The sequence below is a fragment of the Parapedobacter luteus genome (assembly GCF_900168055.1).
In the GTDB taxonomy this organism is placed as follows: Bacteria; Bacteroidota; Bacteroidia; order Sphingobacteriales; family Sphingobacteriaceae; genus Parapedobacter; species Parapedobacter luteus.
Map to the genome: position 1 here is coordinate 625,140 of NZ_FUYS01000001.1, position 20,478 is coordinate 645,617.

The 20,478-nt window shown below is 51.3% G+C and carries 10 protein-coding genes; 9 read left to right on the forward strand and 1 reads right to left on the reverse strand.

Annotated elements, in window-relative coordinates; genetic code table 11:
- The first annotated feature begins 125 nt into the window (after positions 1–125).
- The 7 genes from B5X72_RS02520 (at position 126) to B5X72_RS02550 (ending at position 12,014) form a co-directional block, all read left to right on the forward strand.
- Complete coding sequence (locus B5X72_RS02520) at positions 126–3,476, forward strand: TonB-dependent receptor (RefSeq protein ID WP_176146066.1); 3,351 nt, start codon at positions 126–128, stop codon at positions 3,474–3,476.
- Between the two features lie 88 nt (positions 3,477–3,564).
- Positions 3,565–4,989: a RagB/SusD family nutrient uptake outer membrane protein gene (locus B5X72_RS02525; RefSeq protein ID WP_217698079.1), complete on the forward strand. Its 1,425-nt coding sequence runs from the start codon at positions 3,565–3,567 to the stop codon at positions 4,987–4,989.
- Positions 4,990–5,052: 63 nt separating this feature from the next.
- Entirely contained in the window at positions 5,053–7,737 is a 2,685-nt protein-coding gene (locus B5X72_RS02530; protein ID WP_245826782.1) for a c-type cytochrome, read from the forward strand.
- 8 nt (positions 7,738–7,745) lie between these two features.
- Positions 7,746–8,816 carry an aldose 1-epimerase family protein gene (locus tag B5X72_RS02535; RefSeq protein ID WP_079715243.1) on the forward strand — a complete coding sequence of 357 codons (1,071 nt, stop codon included), beginning with the start codon at positions 7,746–7,748 and terminating at the stop codon, positions 8,814–8,816.
- Between the two features lie 20 nt (positions 8,817–8,836).
- A complete protein-coding gene (locus B5X72_RS02540) occupies positions 8,837–10,054 on the forward strand; it encodes a cupin domain-containing protein (RefSeq protein ID WP_079715244.1) in 1,218 nt (405 codons plus the stop codon).
- Between the two features lie 22 nt (positions 10,055–10,076).
- On the forward strand, positions 10,077–11,117 hold the full coding sequence (locus B5X72_RS02545; RefSeq protein WP_217698080.1) for a ThuA domain-containing protein: 1,041 nt from the start codon (positions 10,077–10,079) through the stop codon (positions 11,115–11,117).
- Between the two features lie 48 nt (positions 11,118–11,165).
- The gene (locus B5X72_RS02550) at positions 11,166–12,014 is read left to right on the forward strand and encodes a sugar phosphate isomerase/epimerase family protein (RefSeq protein WP_079715246.1); all 849 of its coding nucleotides are present in this window, start codon (positions 11,166–11,168) and stop codon (positions 12,012–12,014) included.
- Positions 12,015–12,095: 81 nt separating this feature from the next.
- On the opposite strand, the gene B5X72_RS02555 is transcribed toward B5X72_RS02550, so the two are convergent.
- A complete protein-coding gene (locus tag B5X72_RS02555) occupies positions 12,096–15,290 on the reverse strand; it encodes a PVC-type heme-binding CxxCH protein (protein ID WP_079715247.1) in 3,195 nt (1,064 codons plus the stop codon).
- Between the two features lie 500 nt (positions 15,291–15,790).
- Between B5X72_RS02555 and B5X72_RS02560 the strand changes: the two genes are divergently transcribed.
- Together B5X72_RS02560 and B5X72_RS02565 are read left to right on the forward strand one after the other, a co-directional pair.
- On the forward strand, positions 15,791–17,056 hold the full coding sequence (locus tag B5X72_RS02560) for an MFS transporter (RefSeq protein WP_079715248.1): 1,266 nt from the start codon (positions 15,791–15,793) through the stop codon (positions 17,054–17,056).
- Positions 17,057–17,312: 256 nt separating this feature from the next.
- Entirely contained in the window at positions 17,313–20,459 is a 3,147-nt protein-coding gene (locus tag B5X72_RS02565) for a SusC/RagA family TonB-linked outer membrane protein (protein WP_079715249.1), read from the forward strand.
- Positions 20,460–20,478 lie beyond the last annotated feature (19 nt).

Below are 20,478 nucleotides of genomic sequence, written 5' to 3' on the forward strand. Positions count from 1 at the left end.
AGGGTGACCAAAAAACTGATTGCATAACCAATTATTAATCACAAACCCAGCTTCAAATGTACAAAAAATTTTATGTAAGGCATTGCCATGAACCAATTTTTAAACCGGTTAACGTTTTGGTCTTGATGAAACTCATCATTTCGCTGACCGTAGTATTTGTTCAATTCGCAGTAGCTGGCCATGGACAGCACGTGAATATTCGTGTAAAAAATTTGCCGGCTGCGCATGTGCTGTACCAACTGTCGCAGCAGAGCGGCTATGATTTTGTCTACGACGCTAACCTATTGTCTACGATGAAACCGATATCCGTGGATATCCGGAATCAGCCTCTTGAAAAGGCACTGGAAACATGTTTTGCCGGCCAACCGTTTGAGTTTGTCTTCACCGGGGATAAGACGGTAGTCATCAAACGGCAGCAATCACAGCCGGTGCAAAAAAACGGCGATGTGAGCCAGGATCAAGTCACCGGCGTGGTCAGAGATGCTTCCGGCAACCCATTGGAAGGGGTTTCGGTACTGGTCAGGGGTACCTCCCGTGGCGGAGCGACCGATGCGAGTGGGCGCTTTCAGATTGAAGCGAAAAGCGGCGAAGTCTTGGTATTTCGCAATGTCGGCTATTTGGCACGGGAAATAACCGTTGGCGGCCAGCCGTCTATCGACGTGGTTTTGGAAGAGGAAACCGCCGATCTGCAAGAAGTTGTCGTAGTCGGATATGGTAACCAACAGAAGAAGGATGTGACGGGGTCAATTGCACCAATCAGCATGTCCAATGTAAGGGGGCAGTCCATTGCCAGCCTTGACCAGGGGCTTTCCGGCCAGGTATCAGGTGTTAATGTAAGTACGTCAAACGGTACACCGGGCGGTGGCCCCCGGATACAGGTCCGGGGCATTGGTGCAATCGGTGCGGGCAGTGAGCCGCTTTATGTCATTGATGGTTTTCCAGTGCCTTCATCGTCGGGGCAGCAGTCCAATCCGATGAGTTCGCTCAATCCGCAAGACATCGAATCCATGACCGTCTTGAAGGACGCTTCGGCTACAGCCATTTATGGATCCCGCGGTGCGAATGGCGTGGTGATGATTACCACCAGACGAGGGAGCACCGGCAAACCGCAAATACAAGTGACGGCAAGCTCTGGCTTGCAAGAAGTGCCACAAAAGGGTAGACCCGATCTGATGAACGGCCGGGAGTTTGCCCGGTTCAGAAAGGAGGCCATCGAAGATCGAATCCGGTTTGAAGAGGGCCGTGAACCCACATTGGAGGATATCCCCGAGGTTTATAGAAACCCCGACTTGATTGGCGAAGGCACAGACTGGTACGATGCGGTGACCCGCGTGGCGCCGATGTCGGATATCGGTGTAAGCATCAGCGGGGGAACTGATAAGATACGGACCTTTGTCTCTGCCGGATTTTTCAACCAAGAAGGGGTGATGTTGAATACCAAGTTCGACCGGTTTTCACTTCGGGCCAATATGGATGCTGATATCACCGATCGGTTTAAGGTCGGTGTCAACCTGGCGCCTTCCATGACATTCCTGAGAGGGGGAGTAAGGGGGCAGGGCAGGGACGAGGGATTTGAAATTGCCAACCCCATCCCGCCGGCATACAATCCGGATGGCAGTTACAATGACTTTATTGAATCTCCGGGAACCTTCGGCATACCCAACCCCATTATGGTGCTGAATGAGACGGTAAACAAAGCCAGCCGGACACGGATTCTGATGAATACGTTTGGCGAATATGAAATTGTCAAGAACCTGAAATTCAAATCTTCGTTTAACGTCGATTTTGAAGATGGCGACTCCCAATATTTCCGGCCTTCTACCTTGGGAAACCAAAACGCCCGCCCGCCATCGGTGCCTTCGGGCAACTACGGTAGTGTAAAATACCTGAACTGGCTGAATGAAAATACGCTGACGTATGACTACAATTCGGACACAGGGCACTCACTTTCGGGATTGATAGGCTATACGGTGCAGTCGCAAAAGGTCCACAATAATACTTTCAACGGCGAACAGTTTCCCGATGATGATATTGAGTCGTTGAACGCAGCGGCACGGATAACCATGGGGGGGATTGACATAAGCGATTGGGCCTTGATTTCCTACCTGGCCAGGGTCAATTACTCTTTCGCCAGTAAGTATTTGATCACCGCTACGGTGCGGACGGATGGTTCCTCGCGTTTCGGCGCAAACAACCGGTGGGGCACCTTCCCTTCTTTTGCACTCGGATGGCGGCTATCCGAAGAAAACTTTTTGAAAAACAGTACATGGATAGACGAATTGAAATTGCGTGCGTCATACGGATTTACCGGCAACTTCAACATCGGGAACTACTCCTACATGAGCAACATCGGTACGCGGGACTATGTATTTAACGGTACGTTGGGCAGCGGCCGCGTGATGACGACTTTGGCCAATCCTAATCTGGGCTGGGAGCGGATGCGTGAGCTTAACTTGGGCATTGACTTCAATTTTCTCGACAACCGGGTAAACTTGACGGCGGACTTCTACAACAGGAATACACAAGACTTGCTGCTCAATGTCGAGATCCCGCAATCATCCGGCTTCGGTACGGTAACCGAAAACCGGGGCGACGTGCGAAACCGGGGCGTTGAACTGGGGGTGCTTTCGCACAATATCGTTTCCAATAATTTCGATTGGTCGACCAATTTCAATATTTCGTTCAACCGCAATAAGGTCATCGCATTGGGACGAAGCGACGATCCCATCTATTCCGGTCAAAGCAGTGAAGGGAATCCGACAAACATTACGCGGATTGGAAGCCCTGTGGGCATGATTATCGGCTATGTGTACGAAGGAATTTATCAAAACGAAGCAGACCTTCAAAACTATCCGGCATTTCCCGGGGCTATTCCCGGAAATATGCGGTTCCGCGATGTCAACGGCGATGGAGAGATCACGCCGTTCCAGGATTTCGATGTCATTGGAAACCCTTATCCGGATTTCAATTGGGGAATCACCAATACCTTCCGGTATAAAAACCTCGATTTGCGGGTGCTTGTCGTAGGCGCTGTAGGGGCCGAGATGTTACGGGCCACGAATTTCTACACCGGAAATATTGACGGCGTGTTTAACGTAAACCGCAATGTGATGGATCGGTGGCGGTCACCGGAGCAGCCCGGCAACGGACTGGTGCCTACCACGAATGGTACGGGCCGCGGACGGGTAATGTACCGCGATACCCATAGTCTATGGATAGAAAAGACCGACTATGCGTGGATAAAGAACATCACGCTTGGTTATAACCTTCCGGCCGGCATGATGGGAAACCGCTGGATAAACAGCTTGAGGGTATATGCCACCGTCCAGAATGCCTTGTTGTTTACAGGCTATAGCGGCAACCCTGAAGGTACAAATTATAACAGGCCGGATACAGGTGCACTCGTACCCGGTATTGACTATTCCAATTATCCCGTACCGCGTATCTATACACTGGGTGTCAATTTCAGTTTTTAGTTAGTCATTTAGAAAGAACGAATCGATGAAACACCAAAAATATTCAATCCTATTGTTATCCTTGTTTGCATTAGCATCATGTCATCATATGCTGGATGTAGAACCCCACACGTTTTCGAGTGACGCCAGTTATTACCAAAATGAAGGCCAGTTTCTAAGGGCTGTCAATGGGGCGTACGGCTCGTTACAGGAACTTTATACGGTGGATCACTTCTGGCCAATGACCGAAATGGTAGCCGACAATACCAACTACCAGTTCGATGCGTCCGATCGAGGTGCTCAACAACGGGAAGAAATCGATGAATTTCTGATCACCTCGACAAACAACTACGTCAACAACACCTGGAATATGCTTTACCGGAATATTCAGCAGACAAACGTCATCTTGGGCCGTATCGAGCCCGTGGAGTTTTCGGATGAAGCCAAGAAGGCACAGTATAAAGGCGAAGCACAATTCTTGCGCGCATTACAATACTTCCATCTGGTGCGGCTTTTCGGGCCGGTACCGCTCATCATAGACGAGGTTGAAGATCCGGAAAGTGCTTTTTCGGAAGGCCGGGCCAGTGTCGAAGAAGTGTATAATCAAATTTTGGCCGATGTCAACGGGGCGATAGAAAACTTGCCGGTCTCCTACACCGGATCCAATATCGGCCGTGCGACAAAAGGTGCTGCGCTGACCTTACTTGGCGAAATACAAATGACACTGCATAATTTTGATGAAGCGGCTACCGCCTTTCAACAGGTGTTGGATATGGGTTATAGTTTATTGCCCAATTACGCGGACAATTTCAATCCGGCATTCAAGAACAATGCGGAGTCGGTATTTGCTATCCAGTTCGATGCCGGGCTGCAAACGGAGGCGAGCAACTTTATTTTCATGTTTGGTCCACGGAATGCAAAGAACCAACTGATTGGCTTTCCGGGGAATCTTGGCGGCAGTAACATCCCCACCCCCAGTATCTACCGGGCTTATGAGGAGGGCGATGTCCGCCGCGATGCGTCTATCGCCCTATTCAGCGACCCTTCCAACGCCAATTTTGAGGAGTCGCGGGCTTTCGGCGGCGACATTCCGTTTATTCAAAAGTATTACCATCCGCCATTTCTGGAAGATGGACGCGCTGATGAGAATTGGCCGGTTTACCGGTATGCACATGTGCTGCTGATGCTTGCGGAAGCATTGAACGAGACTGGTGCGGGCGATCCATATCCTTACATCAATGCTGTGCGGGAGCGCGCTGGACTGGATCCATTGGCTGGTCTTGGCCAAGATGCATTCCGGGAGGCGGTCGCCCGTGAGCAACGGATTGAGCTCGCCTTTGAAAATCATCGGTGGTACCAATTGCTGAGGACCGGTAAGGCGATAGAAGTCATGACCCAGCACGGCATTGAGGAGAAGGAAAGGTTGACCAGGCTGAGCAACGCTGCGTACAACATCCAACCGTATAAGTTGTTGTTCCCCATTCCAGAACGGGAAATCCGCTTGAACGGCTTCGAACAGAATCCGGGATGGTAATGCTTGTCAGAATCCTTACATTCGCATAAACAATTGTACTAACAGATATATATGCAAACTTTCATGAAAAAAAACCGCGGTTTAGTAGCAGCACTCCAGGTGTTGCTGCTGGCCTCGGCATGTCAGACCGAAAAAGAGGATGAATCGGTTAAAGTTGACACGGGTCCAAAAGTGGAGAAGATCACCGCCGCACCGGATTTTGTGGTGGAGCACCTTTACAGCCCATCCGAAAATAAGGAGGGTTCATGGGTAGCGATGACGTTTGATGACAAAGGGCGGATGATCGTGTCCGACCAGTTTGGAGCGCTGTACCGGATCGAGCTACCGGAATTAGGTATGGATACACTGGCGGCTAAACCGCAGCGGCTCGCATTTCCAGGTGACGAGTGGAAGGACGATACCACGCAGACCAAAGTGGGGATGGGATATGCGCAAGGCTTACTCTGGGCATTCAACAGCCTCTATGTGATGGTCAATCACCGAGGCGATACGACATTCGAAAGGAGCAGCGGGCTGTACCGGCTGAAGGACAACGACAATGATGACCAGTTCGACGAAATCACCTTGCTGAAATCATTCGAAGGAGATGGTGAGCACGGTCCACATAGCATTATCCTCGGGCCTGACGGGCAGTCGATATACCTTGTATGTGGCAATCATACCGATGTGCCAAAAATGGATAGTTACCTGCTTCCGTCCAACTGGGATGAAGACAACATCTTCCAATCGATCAAAGATCCGCGCGGACATGCCACGGATCGCATGGCTCCCGGGGGGTGGATAGCAAAAACCGATTCGCTGGGAAAACACTGGCAATTAGTGGCCGCTGGGTTCCGTAACACGTTTGATATTGCGTTTAACGACGATGACGAGTTATTTGCGTATGATTCGGATATGGAATGGGATTTCGGGATGCCCTGGTATCGGCCCACCCGTTTGCTGCATGTAACCAAGGGTGCGGAGTTCGGCTGGCGCACGGGTAATTCCAAGTGGGCTACCTATTATCCGGATAACCTGCCATCCTTGCTTAACATCGGGCAAGGGTCGCCTACCAATCTTGTTTTTGCAGGTAATGCCAAGTTTCCTGACAAATACCGCAATAGCTTATTGGCTTTTGACTGGAGCTTCGGCATTATATACGCGGTGCAATTGGAGCAAGAAGGGGCAACCTATCGTGCATCAGCGGAAGAATTTCTTTCCGGGGCTCCCTTACCGCTTACCGATGGAGAAATCGGTCCGGATGGTGCACTGTATTTCCTTACTGGGGGGCGGAAACTGGATTCCGACCTCTACCGGGTCTATTATAAAGACCATAACAACGTGAAGGACAAACTGAACCGGGGCGACAACCTTTCGGAGGAGATGGCGATACGTAGACAGTTGGAAAGCTACTACGAGCACCCGGCCGACTCCAACGTGGTTAATGAAGTGTGGCCGTATCTGAACCATGACGATCGGCATGTGCGGTATGCAGCGACCGTAGCGTTGATGCACCAGCCTATCAAACTGTGGGGAAAGAAGGTGTTCCGTGAGCGGAATATCCGTACGGTGACACATGCGACGGTAGCCATGGCGAAAACGGGTCATCCGGCATTGCAATCGGTTATGCTGCGCAAGCTGATGACCGTGGATATCAACCGGATATCCAAGGAAAATAAGATAGATCTGCTGCGCGCCTTTGAGCTGGTCCTCTATCGTATGGGAGAGCCCGAGCCGGAAATTGGGCAGCGGCTAATCGGTTATTTTGCCAATGCGTATCCTACTACGGATAACGCGTTGAACCGAGAGTTCAGTAAACTACTCATACAGCTTCGTGCACCATATGCGATAGAAAGAACGTTGTCCCTGCTGGAAAGTGCCAAAGACGACTCAACGACGCTGGAGCCGATATTGACCAGTTCATCCGACCTGATCATGCGGAACCCGCAATACGGGCTGGATATCGCCAACACCTTGGCGAAGACCCCCCCGGCTCAACAGATTTATTATGCTACGGCATTAAGCAAGGCGACGGAGGGATGGACTCCTGAGTTGTATGAACGCTATTTCAAGTGGTTCTATGGCGCATTCGGCTATAAAGGCGGTAACAGCTTCATTGGCTTTCTCGATGCGGCCCGGAAGCTGGCGTTGGAAAACGTGCCGAAAGCGCAATTTGCCCATTATAATACCATATCCGGAGATTCGCTCCTTGCTGAGTCTGGTAAAGCGTTATTCGAGAACGTTGAACCACCCAAAGGACCGGGCAGGAACTGGAAGATCGAGGATGCATTGAAATCCGTTGAGGAAGATAAAGGGAAAAGGAATTTTGAACGGGGTAAGGAGTTGTTTGTCGCGATACGCTGTGCGTCGTGCCATACCATGCGTGGAGAAGGAGGAGCAATTGGTCCCGACCTTACGCAATTAGGTACGCGATTTTCTGTTCGCGATATGCTGGAGGCAATTATTGACCCCAATATCGTGATTTCGGATCAATATGAGTCTAAAGTGCTGGTACTGAACGACGGGTCTTCAGTGATGGGTAGATTGGTCAGCGAAGACGAGAACGTTTATTCGGTGTCACAAAACCCGTATGCCCCGCAGGTGCTGAAGGAGATACCGAAACGCGACGTGCGGGAAGTGCGGGTGTCGAAGGTGTCCATCATGCCTCCCGGTACATTAAATGTATTGAATGAAGAGGAGTTGAAAGATTTAATGGCTTATCTGATGGCTGGCGGCAACGAAGACAGCCCCACGTATAAGGGCAAATAGCTGAAAGCATGGCAAACTGGATAGATAAAGTATCGAACCCGCTGCAGGTGGGCGGTATCGAGACAGCTGTCCTGGACGATGGCCCAGGTCGGGGTACCCGTATTGCGTGGATAAATACAGGTGCTGGACTCCGTTACAAAGTGGTCATCGATCGGGGGCTTGATATCGCTGATGCGTTTTACAACGCCTATGGTTTAGCTTGGATAAGCCACTTGGGGGTGATAGCCCCCCGGCCTGGCGGATACCGCGGCATCGAATGGTTGAACGCATTCGGAGGCGGCTTACTGACCACTTGCGGATTGGACCATGTGGGTGGCCCCGAGGCTGATGAATACGGCGAGCGGGGGCTTCACAGCCAATTCAGCGGCTTGTCCGCTACCATCGAGTCGATTGTCCAGCCTGATCCGTTGGCTGGGCGGTTGGATATGCACATCACAGGTACTGTCAAACAGTCGCAGCCCTTGGGTGCGCAGCTGGTGCTGAAACGCACGATTTCCGGTAAACTGGGCGAGCCGGCTATTCATATCCGGGACGAAGTCATCAACCATGGGAATACACCTGCGCCCCATATGCTGCTTTATCATATGAATTTAGGTTGGCCCTTGGTGGACGAGGGATCAGATATTTGCTGGAAAGGTCGCTGGACGTCGCGGGAGGGTGAAGATAACGCCCGCATCTTTCGCAAGGGGATGCCCTTCCGGAAGGGAAAGCCACCATTGGAAGAACACGCAGGCAGCGGGGAGGAAGCAGCATTCATTGACGTGGAGGCCGATGTTGAGGGGAAATGCCTGTGCGGAATCCATAACCCCGAACTTGGCATTGCGCTGTCCATTGCGTTTGAGAAAAAGCAGTTGCCCTGGTTGACCAACTGGCAGCACTGGGGGCCGGGGGAGTATGTCGTGGGGTTGGAGCCGGGCACCCATCCCCCCATTGGACAGTCGCGTGCGCGGAGCGACGGCTCGCTTATTTTACTGCAGCCGAAGGAGCGGCGAAGTTATGGCATGACAATCCGGATATTGGACAGGCCGGAGGATATTATTGCATTTTTACAGGCTGCCGGACAAACCGAAAGCTACTAATTTATAAACTTAAATAAGATATGAATACACATCAATTTGCAAAGCAAGCGTTATCATCTGGGGAAGGGATATTGCGCCTGGCTCCGACATGGGTGCCGCGTTCGTTCTGTGTTCCGGGTCGCCGGATCAAGCTTCATCCGGACGATTATTATGTGCTTGGGGGCATACGGGGAGGTATAGACGAGCGGTGGCTGTCATCGACGACCCCGGCGAAAAATGGTCCCTTGACGGGCGAGGATGAGGGGCTGAGCAAGGTGGTTTTTGAGGACGGCGGTCGGGTTCACCAGTTTCTGCTGAAGGAAGCGGTGGATGTGTTGCAGGACGGTCTGATCGGCGGGCGGCTGTGGTCTGCCTACGGGGGCTGGCCCATGTATTCGAAGTTTTTCGACAATATGGGGCCGTTGCCGCACCATGTGCACCACAACGATGAGAAGGCCGCGCTTATTGGCCAGCAGGGGAAGCCGGAGGCGTATTATTTTCCTCCGCAGCTGAATAACCACGGCGGGGATTTCCCGTATACGTTCGTGGGCTTGGCCCCGGGGACGACCAAGGCGCAGATCCGGGAGTGCCTGGTCAATTTCACAAAGGGTGACAACAAGATAACGAACTATTCACAGGCGTACCGCCTGGAGCCTGGTACGGGCTGGGACGTGCCGCCGGGGCTGCTGCATGCGCCGGGGAGCCTGTGTACGTATGAGCCACAGAAGGCGTCTGACGTGTTTGCGATGTACCAGTCGCTGGTAAACGAGGCAGTGATACCGGAGGAACTGCTGTGGAACGGTACCCCGAAGGACCGTATCGGGGACTACGATGAGCTGATAGCGGTGCTTGACTGGGAGCTGAACGTTGATCCGAACACGATGCAGAACCGTTTCATGGCGCCGTTGCCGGTTCGGGAGGAGGCGGAGATGCTGGAGTCTGGGTATTCGGAAAAATGGGTATGTTACAAGTCTGATGCGTTCAGTGCGAAGGAGCTGACGGTGCTGCCTGGTGCGACGGTCACTATCCGGGATGCTGCGGCGTATGGAATGATTATGATGCAGGGCCGTGGACGTATGGGCGTATGGGACATCGAGACACCAGCGCTCATCCGTTACGGCCAGCTGACGTATGATGAGTATTTTGTGAGCGAGGGCGCGGCTCGGGCAGGCGTACGGATTGAGAACCTGTCGAAGACAGATCCCATCGTGATGCTGAAGCATTTCGGCCCGGGCAATCCGGACTTGGTATTAGCATAGTCAACAGCATAATGATAGCAATATGAAGAAGACAAATCGTGCATGGTCGTCACTCCTCCTACTGGTTGCACTGATGGGATTTATCCGATGCTCGGCAGGAGAACGGCCGGAGATATCGGAAGACCAATGGATCACTTACACCGGCTACGAAGGGCCGGGTGCCGGCAAACATATTGTGCTGATCAGTGGCGATGAAGAGTATCGCTCTGAAGAGGCTCTGCCCATGCTGGCGCAGATACTGGCCAAAAAATTTGGCTTTACCTGCACGGTGCTTTTTTCCATTGATCCATCGACGGGCGAAATCGATGCTAATCAACAGGCCAACATACCGGGCCTGGCTAACCTGGAATCTGCTGACCTGATGGTGATTTTTACCCGATTTCGTGAACTGCCGCCTGACCAGATGCGTCACATCGATGACTACTTAAAAGCAGGAAAACCAGTAGTCGGTTTGCGCACGGCCACCCATGCGTTCCATTACGCAAAAAAGCCGGATGACCCGTTCGCCCGCTATGATTTTCAGAGCACCGTATCCGGCTGGGAGGGTGGTTTTGGAAAACTGGTCCTGGGGGAAACCTGGATAAGCCATCATGGTGATCATGGCAAAGAAGGAACGCGCGGCGTTGTCAACGAAGAAAATGCTGCCAGTCCTATATTGAACGGTGTACAGGATATCTGGGGGCCTACCGATGTTTATACCGTAGGCCGATTGGCCGGGGCGGATATACTGATGTACGGGCAATCCACCAGTGGGATGACCGCAGACGATCCCGTAAACAGGGACAAGCCTGCATTGCCTGTTGCCTGGACGAAGCGCTATAAACTTCCAGATGGCAAATCAGGGAAAGCGTTTACAACGACCATGGGTGCATCAGTCGACCTGTTGAATGAAGATTTAAGAAGGCTGCTCGTAAATGCGTGCTTTTGGGCGGTGGGTCTTGAAAATCAAATCCCTGAAAAAGCTGACGTCGCATTCGTCACACCTTACCAGCCCACCATGTTTGGTTTCGATAGTTTCATAAAAGGCAAACGTCCGGCAGACTATCGGCTGCAGGAAGATTAACGGGCGATCAGCAATAAGTACATCATCAATAATCAAGTTAGAAAAACTATGTTAAAAATCGGCGTCAATACCTTCTTACTTACCTCTCCGTTTACCAACGAACGCATCGACATCATCCGGCAATTCAAAGCCTGGGGCTGCGACGCGGTGGAAATTGCGCTTGAGGATGCCGCGCATATCGATGCGCATTTGATTAAACAGGCATTGGACGATAATGGTATGGTTTGCTCTTCAATTTGTGCTGCTATGGGGCCTGGCCGAGATCTCAGGGGCACATCGGCTGAGCAACAAAACGCTATAGCCTATATTACTGAAGTATTGGATGCGATGGTTGTATTGGACTGCCCGGTGATGGTCGGACCACTTTATTCAACTGTCGGACGTGCGGAGCAGACGCCCGAGGATGAATACAAGAAGCAGTGGGATATGGTGGTGAGCCACCTGAAACCGTTGGGCGCGCGGGCAGCGGATCTGGGAAAAAAGCTGGCTATCGAACCGTTGAACCGTTATGAAACAGACTTTATTAATACATGTGAACAGGCCCTGGCACTGGTCGAGGCGGTCGGCAACGATGCGGTGGGCATACTGCTGGATACCTATCATATGAACATTGAGGAAAAAGATTCCCCCGCGGCTATCCGTAAAGCAGGTAAACGCCTGTTGCATGTCCATGCCTGTGGCTGCGATCGCGGCGCGCCCGGAGGCGACCATATCAACTGGGACGGCATTCGCGATGCCTTGAAAGCCATCGACTACTCCGGCAGTTTGGTCATCGAGTCATTCACGCCGGAGGTCAAGGTTGTGGCCAAGGCGGCATCCATCTGGCGTAGTTTCGAGCCGTCCTTGGAAGCCATTGCCGTCAAAGGGATTCCTTTCTTACGTTCCCATTTTGCTTGATAAGCGTTTCAATAAAAAAACCGGAGTGCCATCAATTGGCACTCCGGCTTTTTTATGGTCGGTTTCCATCTCGCCTGATTATTATCTTGGTAGCGGATGCTCCTTCAGCAGTTCTTCGGGCGTATAAAAGCTTTTTTTATCCGCAATAACGGCGCGGATGGCTTTTACTTGTTCGGGATCGATGGCCGTTCCCTTGTTGCCGAACGAATTTCTGACATAGGTAAGCACAGCAGCGACTTCCTTGTCATCCAACAAGCCGCCAAACGGTGTCATGGGCACTTGCCCGGGATACGATTTGCCAAGTACCTCTATTGGGCCCTGCAGTCCTTTCAGTGTAAGTTTAATAAGGCGTGCCTCATCACCTGTAACCCATTCCGTGCCGGCTAAAGGCGGGAAACCAGCGGCCTCCAGCCCTTTCCCGTCCGCTTGGTGGCAGGTGATGCAAAAGCCATCCTGCTCATAAATCAGTTTTCCTTGTTTATACAGTGCCAAATCGGTGCCTGTTAGGTCGGTGTTTACGATTTCTTCTTTTTTGGTCTCTTCGACATGCCCTTCAACGCGCGCCAGCGCTGCACGGTACGCATCCGTCATCCAGTCATCGAGCGGGTGCTTTGCAGCCTCTTCCAAAACAGGCAGTGCCTGTCCTTCGTCCAGCCACGAGGCGGCAACCAACGCTTCTAAGCGGACACGCCCGTGCACGTCGGCGGCGGCCTGTTTGAGCAATTCTGCTTGATCCGTTACTTGGTGGCCCGTATAGCGCAGTACCCGCACCGCGGCGGCTCTGGCGCGGTAATCTTTTGCCTGCAGCAGTCGTCGAAGCAACGATTGATCAACCTGGTTGAGTCCCCAACTCACCCATAGACCTTCCAATAGGTGGTGTTCATAGCGCGGATCCCGGGCATCAAGATTGTTCACCCAGGTTTTAAGGTGCTTAAGCACCTCTCCTGCGTCGCGCCCCCGAAGTTCGCGGCGGGTGCGATAGCGGGTGCGGTATTCCGGTAATTTCAGGTTATCCAACAGCGTGTCAATGCTTGCGCCAGCGATCTTTGCAGGCTTGACCAGGGGCCGTGAAGGGTAAGTGATGCGGTAAACACGGCCATGTGTATGGTCGCGGAGCGGATCGCGTTGGTTATGTTGCATGTGGCCGATCAGAATGTTGTGCCAGTCAATCAGGTACAGCGAGCCGTCCGGCGCAAATTCCATGTCGACCGGCCGAAAATTGGGGTCTACCGACCAAATCAGGTCCTGGCGGTGCTGACTTTTGTAACCCGTGCCATCATCAGTCATCGTATGCTGCTTCATGCCCAGAAAGCCGATGGTATTGTTGATGAGCATATCCCCTTGCACATCGTCGGGGAAGTGGCGGCTTGAAACAAATTCAAGCCCCGAGGTGGGCCGTACTTTATGTTTGTCTTCGATCAGGTTTCTCGATTTTGGCGTAAACTTGCCATATGTAGGTCTGACGGATCCCGGCATCATCCAGCTGACATCCGGTCCGGACGTTTCGGCGTAAAAATTCTGCCCCCATTCATCGAACGCAATTCCCCACGGGTTGGGGATGGATAGCTGTGCTGTAAATTCGAGCTTTCGCCTATTGGGGTCGTAGCGGAAGAAGCCACCGTTGGTGCCACGTACGGGGCCGTAGGCCGTTTCGATATCACTTAGCAGGAATACACCTTGCCCCATGTAGATAGCGCCGGACGGATCGGCCGTATACGCATGGTGCGCATGGTGGGTGTCGTGGTCATCAAAACCACTTAGTAGCACCTCCTTCGTATCGGCTTTGCCATCGCCGTCGGTGTCCTTAAGCAGTACCATGTCCATACCCTGGGATACGTAGACACCCTCTGGTGCGATTTCGAATCCCATGGGTAAATGTAGTTTGTCAGCAAACACGGTCTGTTTATCCGCCTTGCCGTCGTTGTCGGTATCTTCCAGGATAATGATTTTATCATCAGGCTTGGGGTCTCCCGGCCTCCAGTGCGGATATGATGGCATGGTCGCAATCCAAAGCCGGCCTTGATTGTCAAACGTCAGCTGAACAGGTTTTTTTAGGTCAGGGAATTCTTCCTCGGAAGCAAAAAGCGCAATTTCGTAGCCAGGGGCCGTTCGCAACTGCCTTACCGCTTCGGCGCCGTAAAGATAAGTAGGGTTGCCATTTTTGTTGCTTGGGCGATAATTGGTTTTGACTTCGGGAAGCGGTAACGTCCGCCCGTCCGCGCTGTCCAGGTTCATTTTCTCTCCTTTTACGGCCTTCCAGATGGCTTCATCTCTCAAGGCCGTCATCTCCCTGATTTTTGCGATCTCGGCAGGGTAATTGTCTGGCCCGAATGGATCATAGCGACGCCCGAAAGCTTGCACGCCATTAGGCATCTTGATGTCCTTGTGCCACACCCAATTCTTTTCCATTACGGCGGCATGTACCAGCTCGCGATGGGTTTCATCTGTCGGTTTTACATTGCCGAATACGTTGTCAGCCAGCTGTATCGCAAACTTGGCATAGCCTGTTTTGTTGAGCTGTGAGCCATCAATAGTCAACGGCTCATCATTTTTGACAAACCAGCCATTTTTGTTGAACCACTTTTTGGATGGCGTATACATATCGACGAAGTGGACATTGTTGTTGCGTGCAACCTCTTTCATCGCTTGGGTGTACATTGACAGGTTTCTGTTTTCTTTTTTGCCGTCCGGCAAGTCATGCTTGCCAGACAAATCCTCAAAAGCAATGGGCGACACGATTGCAAGCTGCGGTGCTGAAACTCCGTTGTAATGTTGTTGCAGGGTGTGTTTGATGAATGCATCAAGTTCGTCTTTGTAGCGCCGCAGCCCTTCTTCGCCTTGGAAGGATTCGACGTAGCCGAAGAAAGCGATAATGATATCTGCGCGATGCCGTGTAAGCCACTCATCCGGTGTTTCCCAGTGTCCTTGATTATTGGGGTCGTTGGTCAGCTCCCTTTGGAATTGTTCGGCACCGGGAAATGCCCAGGGGGACGGCCGGCCCGAATGCGGCCTGAATCCCGGGGTGTTGCCCGGATCGCACATATTCCGGATGTACAACAGGCTGTCCGGGTACCGAAGCTGCATTTCTGTTTCGAAAAACCCGTAATTCATCATCCTCGACCCCAGGTTGTTGCCAATTAAAATAATGCGTGAGCCCTTTTTTATTTTGAGTGTATTCGGATTTGAAGTACACTGTAAAGCAGATATCAAGGCTAGTGTCGCTCCGAATAAGGTAATTAAACGAATGATATTCATGCGTGGATGTCTCTTCTTCATATAAGTTTACTAAAATACCCGGCCATACCTTCGGCGATGCTTTTACAACGATGTGGCAGTCAACCGTTTTATGGACGCTCGGTGCATTTGCTGTTGTGACAGTTATTAGGTTATAACATAATTGGCTGTTATAAAAAACTGGAGCCAATGTTACTTATTGTTTTTCAATTAACCGTCATGGTCTGTCCTTATCTGTCCTTGGTGATCTGCGGTTCCACCATGGTGGTAAGTGCCGTTTTCTTTTCAAAAAAGGCCTTTTTTAATCCCTGAATTTTTTCTTATTTTGGGCTGCCATGAAAGTTCAGGATAGGACAGGATAGCATTACATAGCTGATACGGTATCTTTGTGTACGTTCCAGGGAATGATGTTGCGAATGACATGAAGGGACAATCAGCGTTTGGATATCCGAAATTGTTTTATCAATCGGCTTTTTGGCAGGGTAAATTAAAACAATAGATACAAATAGCTAATTTATTAGACCAGTTAAAACCTTTTTAATATGAACGAAAACATTAACAGGACCGCTTTGTTCAATGGGTCATGCTTCGCACTCATCACTACCGCTTTTACATTTGCCATCCGCGCAGGGATTTTGCCGCAGCTTGGCCAAGAATTTAATTTAAGTGCCGAACAGCTTGGATTTATCAATTCGATGTGGTTTTTAGGCTTTCCCATCTCCATGATTATTGGTGGTCTGGTGTATCACTCTTTTGGAGCTGCAAACATCATGAGGGTGGCTTTCGTAGCGCATACCTTAGGCATTTTGCTTACCATTTATTCCGGTGGATATGCCGGTTTATTGATTTCCACCTTGTTTATCGGGTTTGGTAACGGCTGTACCGAAGCCGCATGCAATCCGATGATTGCAGACATGTACTCCGATAATCACATCAAAATGAATAAAATGCTCAACAGGTTTCATATGTGGTTTCCTGGGGGTATTCTTTTGGGAGCGCTCATTTCCAAATTTATGACTGATTTTGGTGGGGTTCTTCAGCAATGGCAAACACAGATGTGGATATTGATGATTCCTACCATCATCTATGCCATATTGTTCTATGGAAAAACATTTCCTCGGCCCAAGGTTGAAGGTGCAACCTCGCTCGCACAGAACTTTAAAGCAATGGGTACGCCTACCTTCATTTTTTTGTTTTGCTGCATGGCGCTCACAGCCATTAGCGAATTTGGCCCGCAGCAATGGGTGTCTATTGTCATGAGCCATAGTGGAGCGGACAGCATGCTTATCTTGGCCCTTACAACGGGTTTGATGGCGGTGGGACGCTTTTTTGCGGGGCCCGTTGTCCGTGTATTAGGGCAGACAGGCGTACTGTTGGGCGGCGCGATATTCGCAACCCTCGGTATCTATTTATTCAGCGTCGTCACCGGACCAATGGCCTATTTCGCAGCGGTGGTATTTGCTTTGGGGGTTTGTTATTTCTGGCCGGTGATGGTGGGCTCGGCCGCTCAACGTGTTCCGCTCAGTGGTGCGTTGGGAATGTCTGTAATTGGAGGAGTGGGCATGTTTTCCACGGCTATTTTCCAGCCCATTATCGGCAGTTGGATTGACGGAGCCCGGGAAAAAAATGCCTCCGCTGGACTAACCGATTCGGCCCTGGAGCTTGCTACCGGCCAGGATGCTTTGGCTAAAATGGTTTCATTCCCCGCTATTTTGATTGTTTTGTTCATCATTTTCTTCTTCTGGCAAAAAAGTTTGAAAGGCAAGGCTGCATCAATTACTGCAGCAACACAGCCGCCAATACATTAATGGCGCCCGATTTCATTCAAAAGGCATCGCCGAGGGTAAGTAGCAAACAGCTGACCCCCTGTGGCGTGCCTGATGAACAGTGGACTGCCAAGAAATAAATCTGACGTCGAGCGCTATTAAAAACGAATAGAATCACCGGGGGCATTAGCACTATCGTGATTCAATGGAATTGCTATGCCTATTGTTAAACGCTAAAAATATTCATAATATGCTGAAAACCAATTAGATTTAACTTAATCAATTAAATTAACCAATTATGAACAAGTGTAATGACAATCCAATCAACCGGCACCGCCATGCCGAAAAGCGATGGCAGCCTTGGCGCGTGAACGCCTCGTGTTTGCTTGCAATACTGACGATGGCTGTGGTCCACGCCGCATGGGCAGAACCGGAGCATCAGCAAACAGTGCGCGGTCGGGTGACCGATGCTGGCCAGGTGCCCATCAGCGGCGTTACCGTTCTTGAGCAGGGTACCAGCAACAGTACCAGTACCAATGATCAGGGCGAATACACGATAACGTTAGAACATGGCGAAGGAGCGCTATTGGTGTTTAGTGGCGTTGGCTACGACTCGCAGGAAATACGCGTCACGGGAGCACAGCTTAATGTGGTCATGGAACAAAGTCAAACCGATCTCGATGAAGTCGTTGTGGTGGGTTACGGTACACAGCGCAAATCCGACCTGACCGGAGCGGTGGGCACGGTACGTGCGGAAGCTCTCCAAGAACGGCCCGCCTCGTCTTTGAACCAGGGCTTGGCCGGAAGGGTGACGGGGGTAAACGTATCGTCCAATTCGGGGCGGCCTGGGGGGAGAACCAATGTCCGCATCCGTGGGGCCAGCTCAATCAGTGTATCCAATAATCCCCTGTATGTGATTGATGGTGTGATTTTAAATACATCCGGGCTGCAAAATGGCAGCACACCCATCGACTATATCAACCCCAATGATATCGCTTCCATCGAAGTGCTGAAGGATGCGTCTTCGACGGCCATCTATGGCGCCCGTGGTGCCAACGGGGTTATCTTGGTAACGACCAAACGGGGCACATCCGGCGGAGGAGCACTGACCTATGATGCAGACTTCGGACTGGGCGTGGCCCCCAAGCTGCTACCCGTTTTAAACGCAAGGGAATTCCTGGAGGTAGAAGAAATCGCCTATGCTAACGCCCAAAAATATGACCCCGTCGGCTGGGCAACGGGCACCAAATATACAGACCCTCGTACTAAGCGGATCAACCCGCTGCTTTTCGATGCGCAGGGAAACCCATTGTATGATATCAACTGGCAGAAGGAAGCGTTCCGGGAGGCCTTTACACAAAATCATCAGCTGGGTTTCACCAATGGCAATGAAAAGGGAACTTATGGGGCATTCCTGAACTACCGCAATGAAAACGGGGTGGTGTACGGCTCATGGCAAAAACGGTATGCCGGCCGCTTCGTGTTCGATACGGAGATTAAGGATTGGCTGAAAGTAGGCGGGTCACTGAGCTATAATGACCAAGATGAAAAGCAGGTAGACCAGTTGGACGGCGGCGGCATCACCATGGTCCGGCAGATTCTGGAGGCGTTGCCTATCGTGCCGGTTCGGTATGCCGATGGTTCATGGGCAAGCAACCGCGATTATCCAGGCATGGAAGGAGGGGATAACCCGATACGCGTCGCAGACGAACGGTTGTATTTCCTCCGTACCCAAACCATGCTGGGAAATATGTATGCCAACATCCGGTTGGCGGAAAATCTTGAACTCCGCTCCACACTCGGTACCAACATCATCAATCAGCGTACCGACTATTTTGCTGCGGCAGGGCTGCAATACATCTCCACCAACGGCAATGCATATGTAGGTAACAATCGGCTTAATTCGTGGCAGTTTGAAAACTACCTGACTTATAAAAAAGACGTTGGCCGTATCCACTCGTTGAATGCGATGTTGGGCCTTTCATGGCAGCACGTCAACAGTTTCAGCAGCCAGGCGAACGCCGAGGGCTTTTCGGATGCGTACTTCCAGTTCAACAACCTGGGCGCGGGTGCCACTGCACTGGCTCCGAGCTCTGGGGCGTCGGCCTATGGACTGAATTCTTATTTTACACGGTTAAACTATTCGTTGCTCGGAAAATACCTGGTGACCTTTACCGGCCGCATCGACGGTTCGTCGAAATTTGGGGAGCAAAACCAATATGCGTTTTTCCCATCGGCGGCGTTGGCATGGCGGATCAGTGACGAAGATTTCATGCAAGCTATGCCTGCTATCTCAAACCTGAAGCTCCGTACGAGCTATGGGGCTACAGGCAACTCCGAGATTCCTTCCTATCGGGCGTTAGCTGGCATGAGCAATTATGCTGTGATCTTTGGCGGTGCCCGTGAAATAGGGATTGGGACCGGGCGGATGGCTAATCCGGCGCTTCAGTGGGAAAAAACCCATCAGGTGGACATCGGGTTGGAGCTGGGGCTTTTCGCCAATCGGGTAAACCTTGAAGTTGATCTTTATCGCCGGAAGGTAAACGACATGTTGCTGGATGCTCCGCTGCCCCTGAGTAGCGGATATGGAAGCATCTACACCAATGTTGGCAGCATGGAAAATAGGGGGATTGAGATTGGCCTGAATACAACCAACCTACGGTCAGACCACTTCTCTTGGCATACCACATTCAACATTTCCATTAATCAGAACAAAGTTCTGGCGCTGTCCGGTGGCAGCGATATTTTTCCCGGCGCAGCCACCATCGTGCGGGTCGGCCAACCCGTGGGGTCGTTTTTTGGACGGGTGCACCTGGGCACATGGTCTACCGATGAGGCCGAAGAGGCAGCACGGTACAATATGCGGCCGGGAGATGTCAAATATCTCGACCTCAATAACGATGGCATCATCAATGACAACGACCGTGCAATTATCGGTAAGGGTATTCCCGACGGATTCGGAACCTTGCTGAACACCTTCCAATACAAGGCGTGGTCATTAACGGTCGACCTGCAATTCATGTACGGCAATGATGTGCTGGACCGAAGCATCCACTCGGCAGAAGACAGGCAAGGTATCGCCAACAGCTACAAGACGGTATTGAATGCGTGGACCGAAACGAACCAAAACACTCCGATAGCGCAAATACGGCCGATTAACGCCTATTATACCACCAATGACGACAGCCACAAGGTGTCGGATGCCTCTTTTATTAGGGGCCGGAACCTGCTGTTGGCTTATGTTTTTCCGGCGCAACTCGCGTCGCGGCTGAAACTGCAGCGTGTGCGGCTATTTGGATCGGTACAGAATTTTTTTGTAGCCACCAAGTACAGTGGTTACGATCCTGAAGTTTCCAATTCTAGCTCGGCTTTCGGTCAAGGGTACGGTCTGTATGATTATCCACGGCCAAGGGTATTTATGTTGGGCGTGAACATCGGACTATAGCCATAACAAAGGCAATATC

Bases quoted from the DNA above. Each gene is read 5' to 3' on its own strand.
- B5X72_RS02560 (WP_079715248.1), top strand. From the start codon at position 15,791: ATGAACGAAAACATTAACAGGACCGCTTTGTTCAATGGGTCATGCTTC.
- B5X72_RS02545 (WP_217698080.1), top strand. From the start codon at position 10,077: ATGAAGAAGACAAATCGTGCATGGTCGTCACTCCTCCTACTGGTTGCA.
- B5X72_RS02540 (WP_079715244.1), top strand. From the start codon at position 8,837: ATGAATACACATCAATTTGCAAAGCAAGCGTTATCATCTGGGGAAGGG.
- B5X72_RS02530 (WP_245826782.1), top strand. From the start codon at position 5,053: ATGAAAAAAAACCGCGGTTTAGTAGCAGCACTCCAGGTGTTGCTGCTG.
- B5X72_RS02555 (WP_079715247.1), bottom strand. From the start codon at position 15,290: ATGAAGAAGAGACATCCACGCATGAATATCATTCGTTTAATTACCTTA.
- B5X72_RS02550 (WP_079715246.1), top strand. From the start codon at position 11,166: ATGTTAAAAATCGGCGTCAATACCTTCTTACTTACCTCTCCGTTTACC.
- B5X72_RS02520 (WP_176146066.1), top strand. From the start codon at position 126: ATGAAACTCATCATTTCGCTGACCGTAGTATTTGTTCAATTCGCAGTA.
- B5X72_RS02535 (WP_079715243.1), top strand. From the start codon at position 7,746: ATGGCAAACTGGATAGATAAAGTATCGAACCCGCTGCAGGTGGGCGGT.
- B5X72_RS02565 (WP_079715249.1), top strand. From the start codon at position 17,313: ATGAACAAGTGTAATGACAATCCAATCAACCGGCACCGCCATGCCGAA.
- B5X72_RS02525 (WP_217698079.1), top strand. From the start codon at position 3,565: ATGCTGGATGTAGAACCCCACACGTTTTCGAGTGACGCCAGTTATTAC.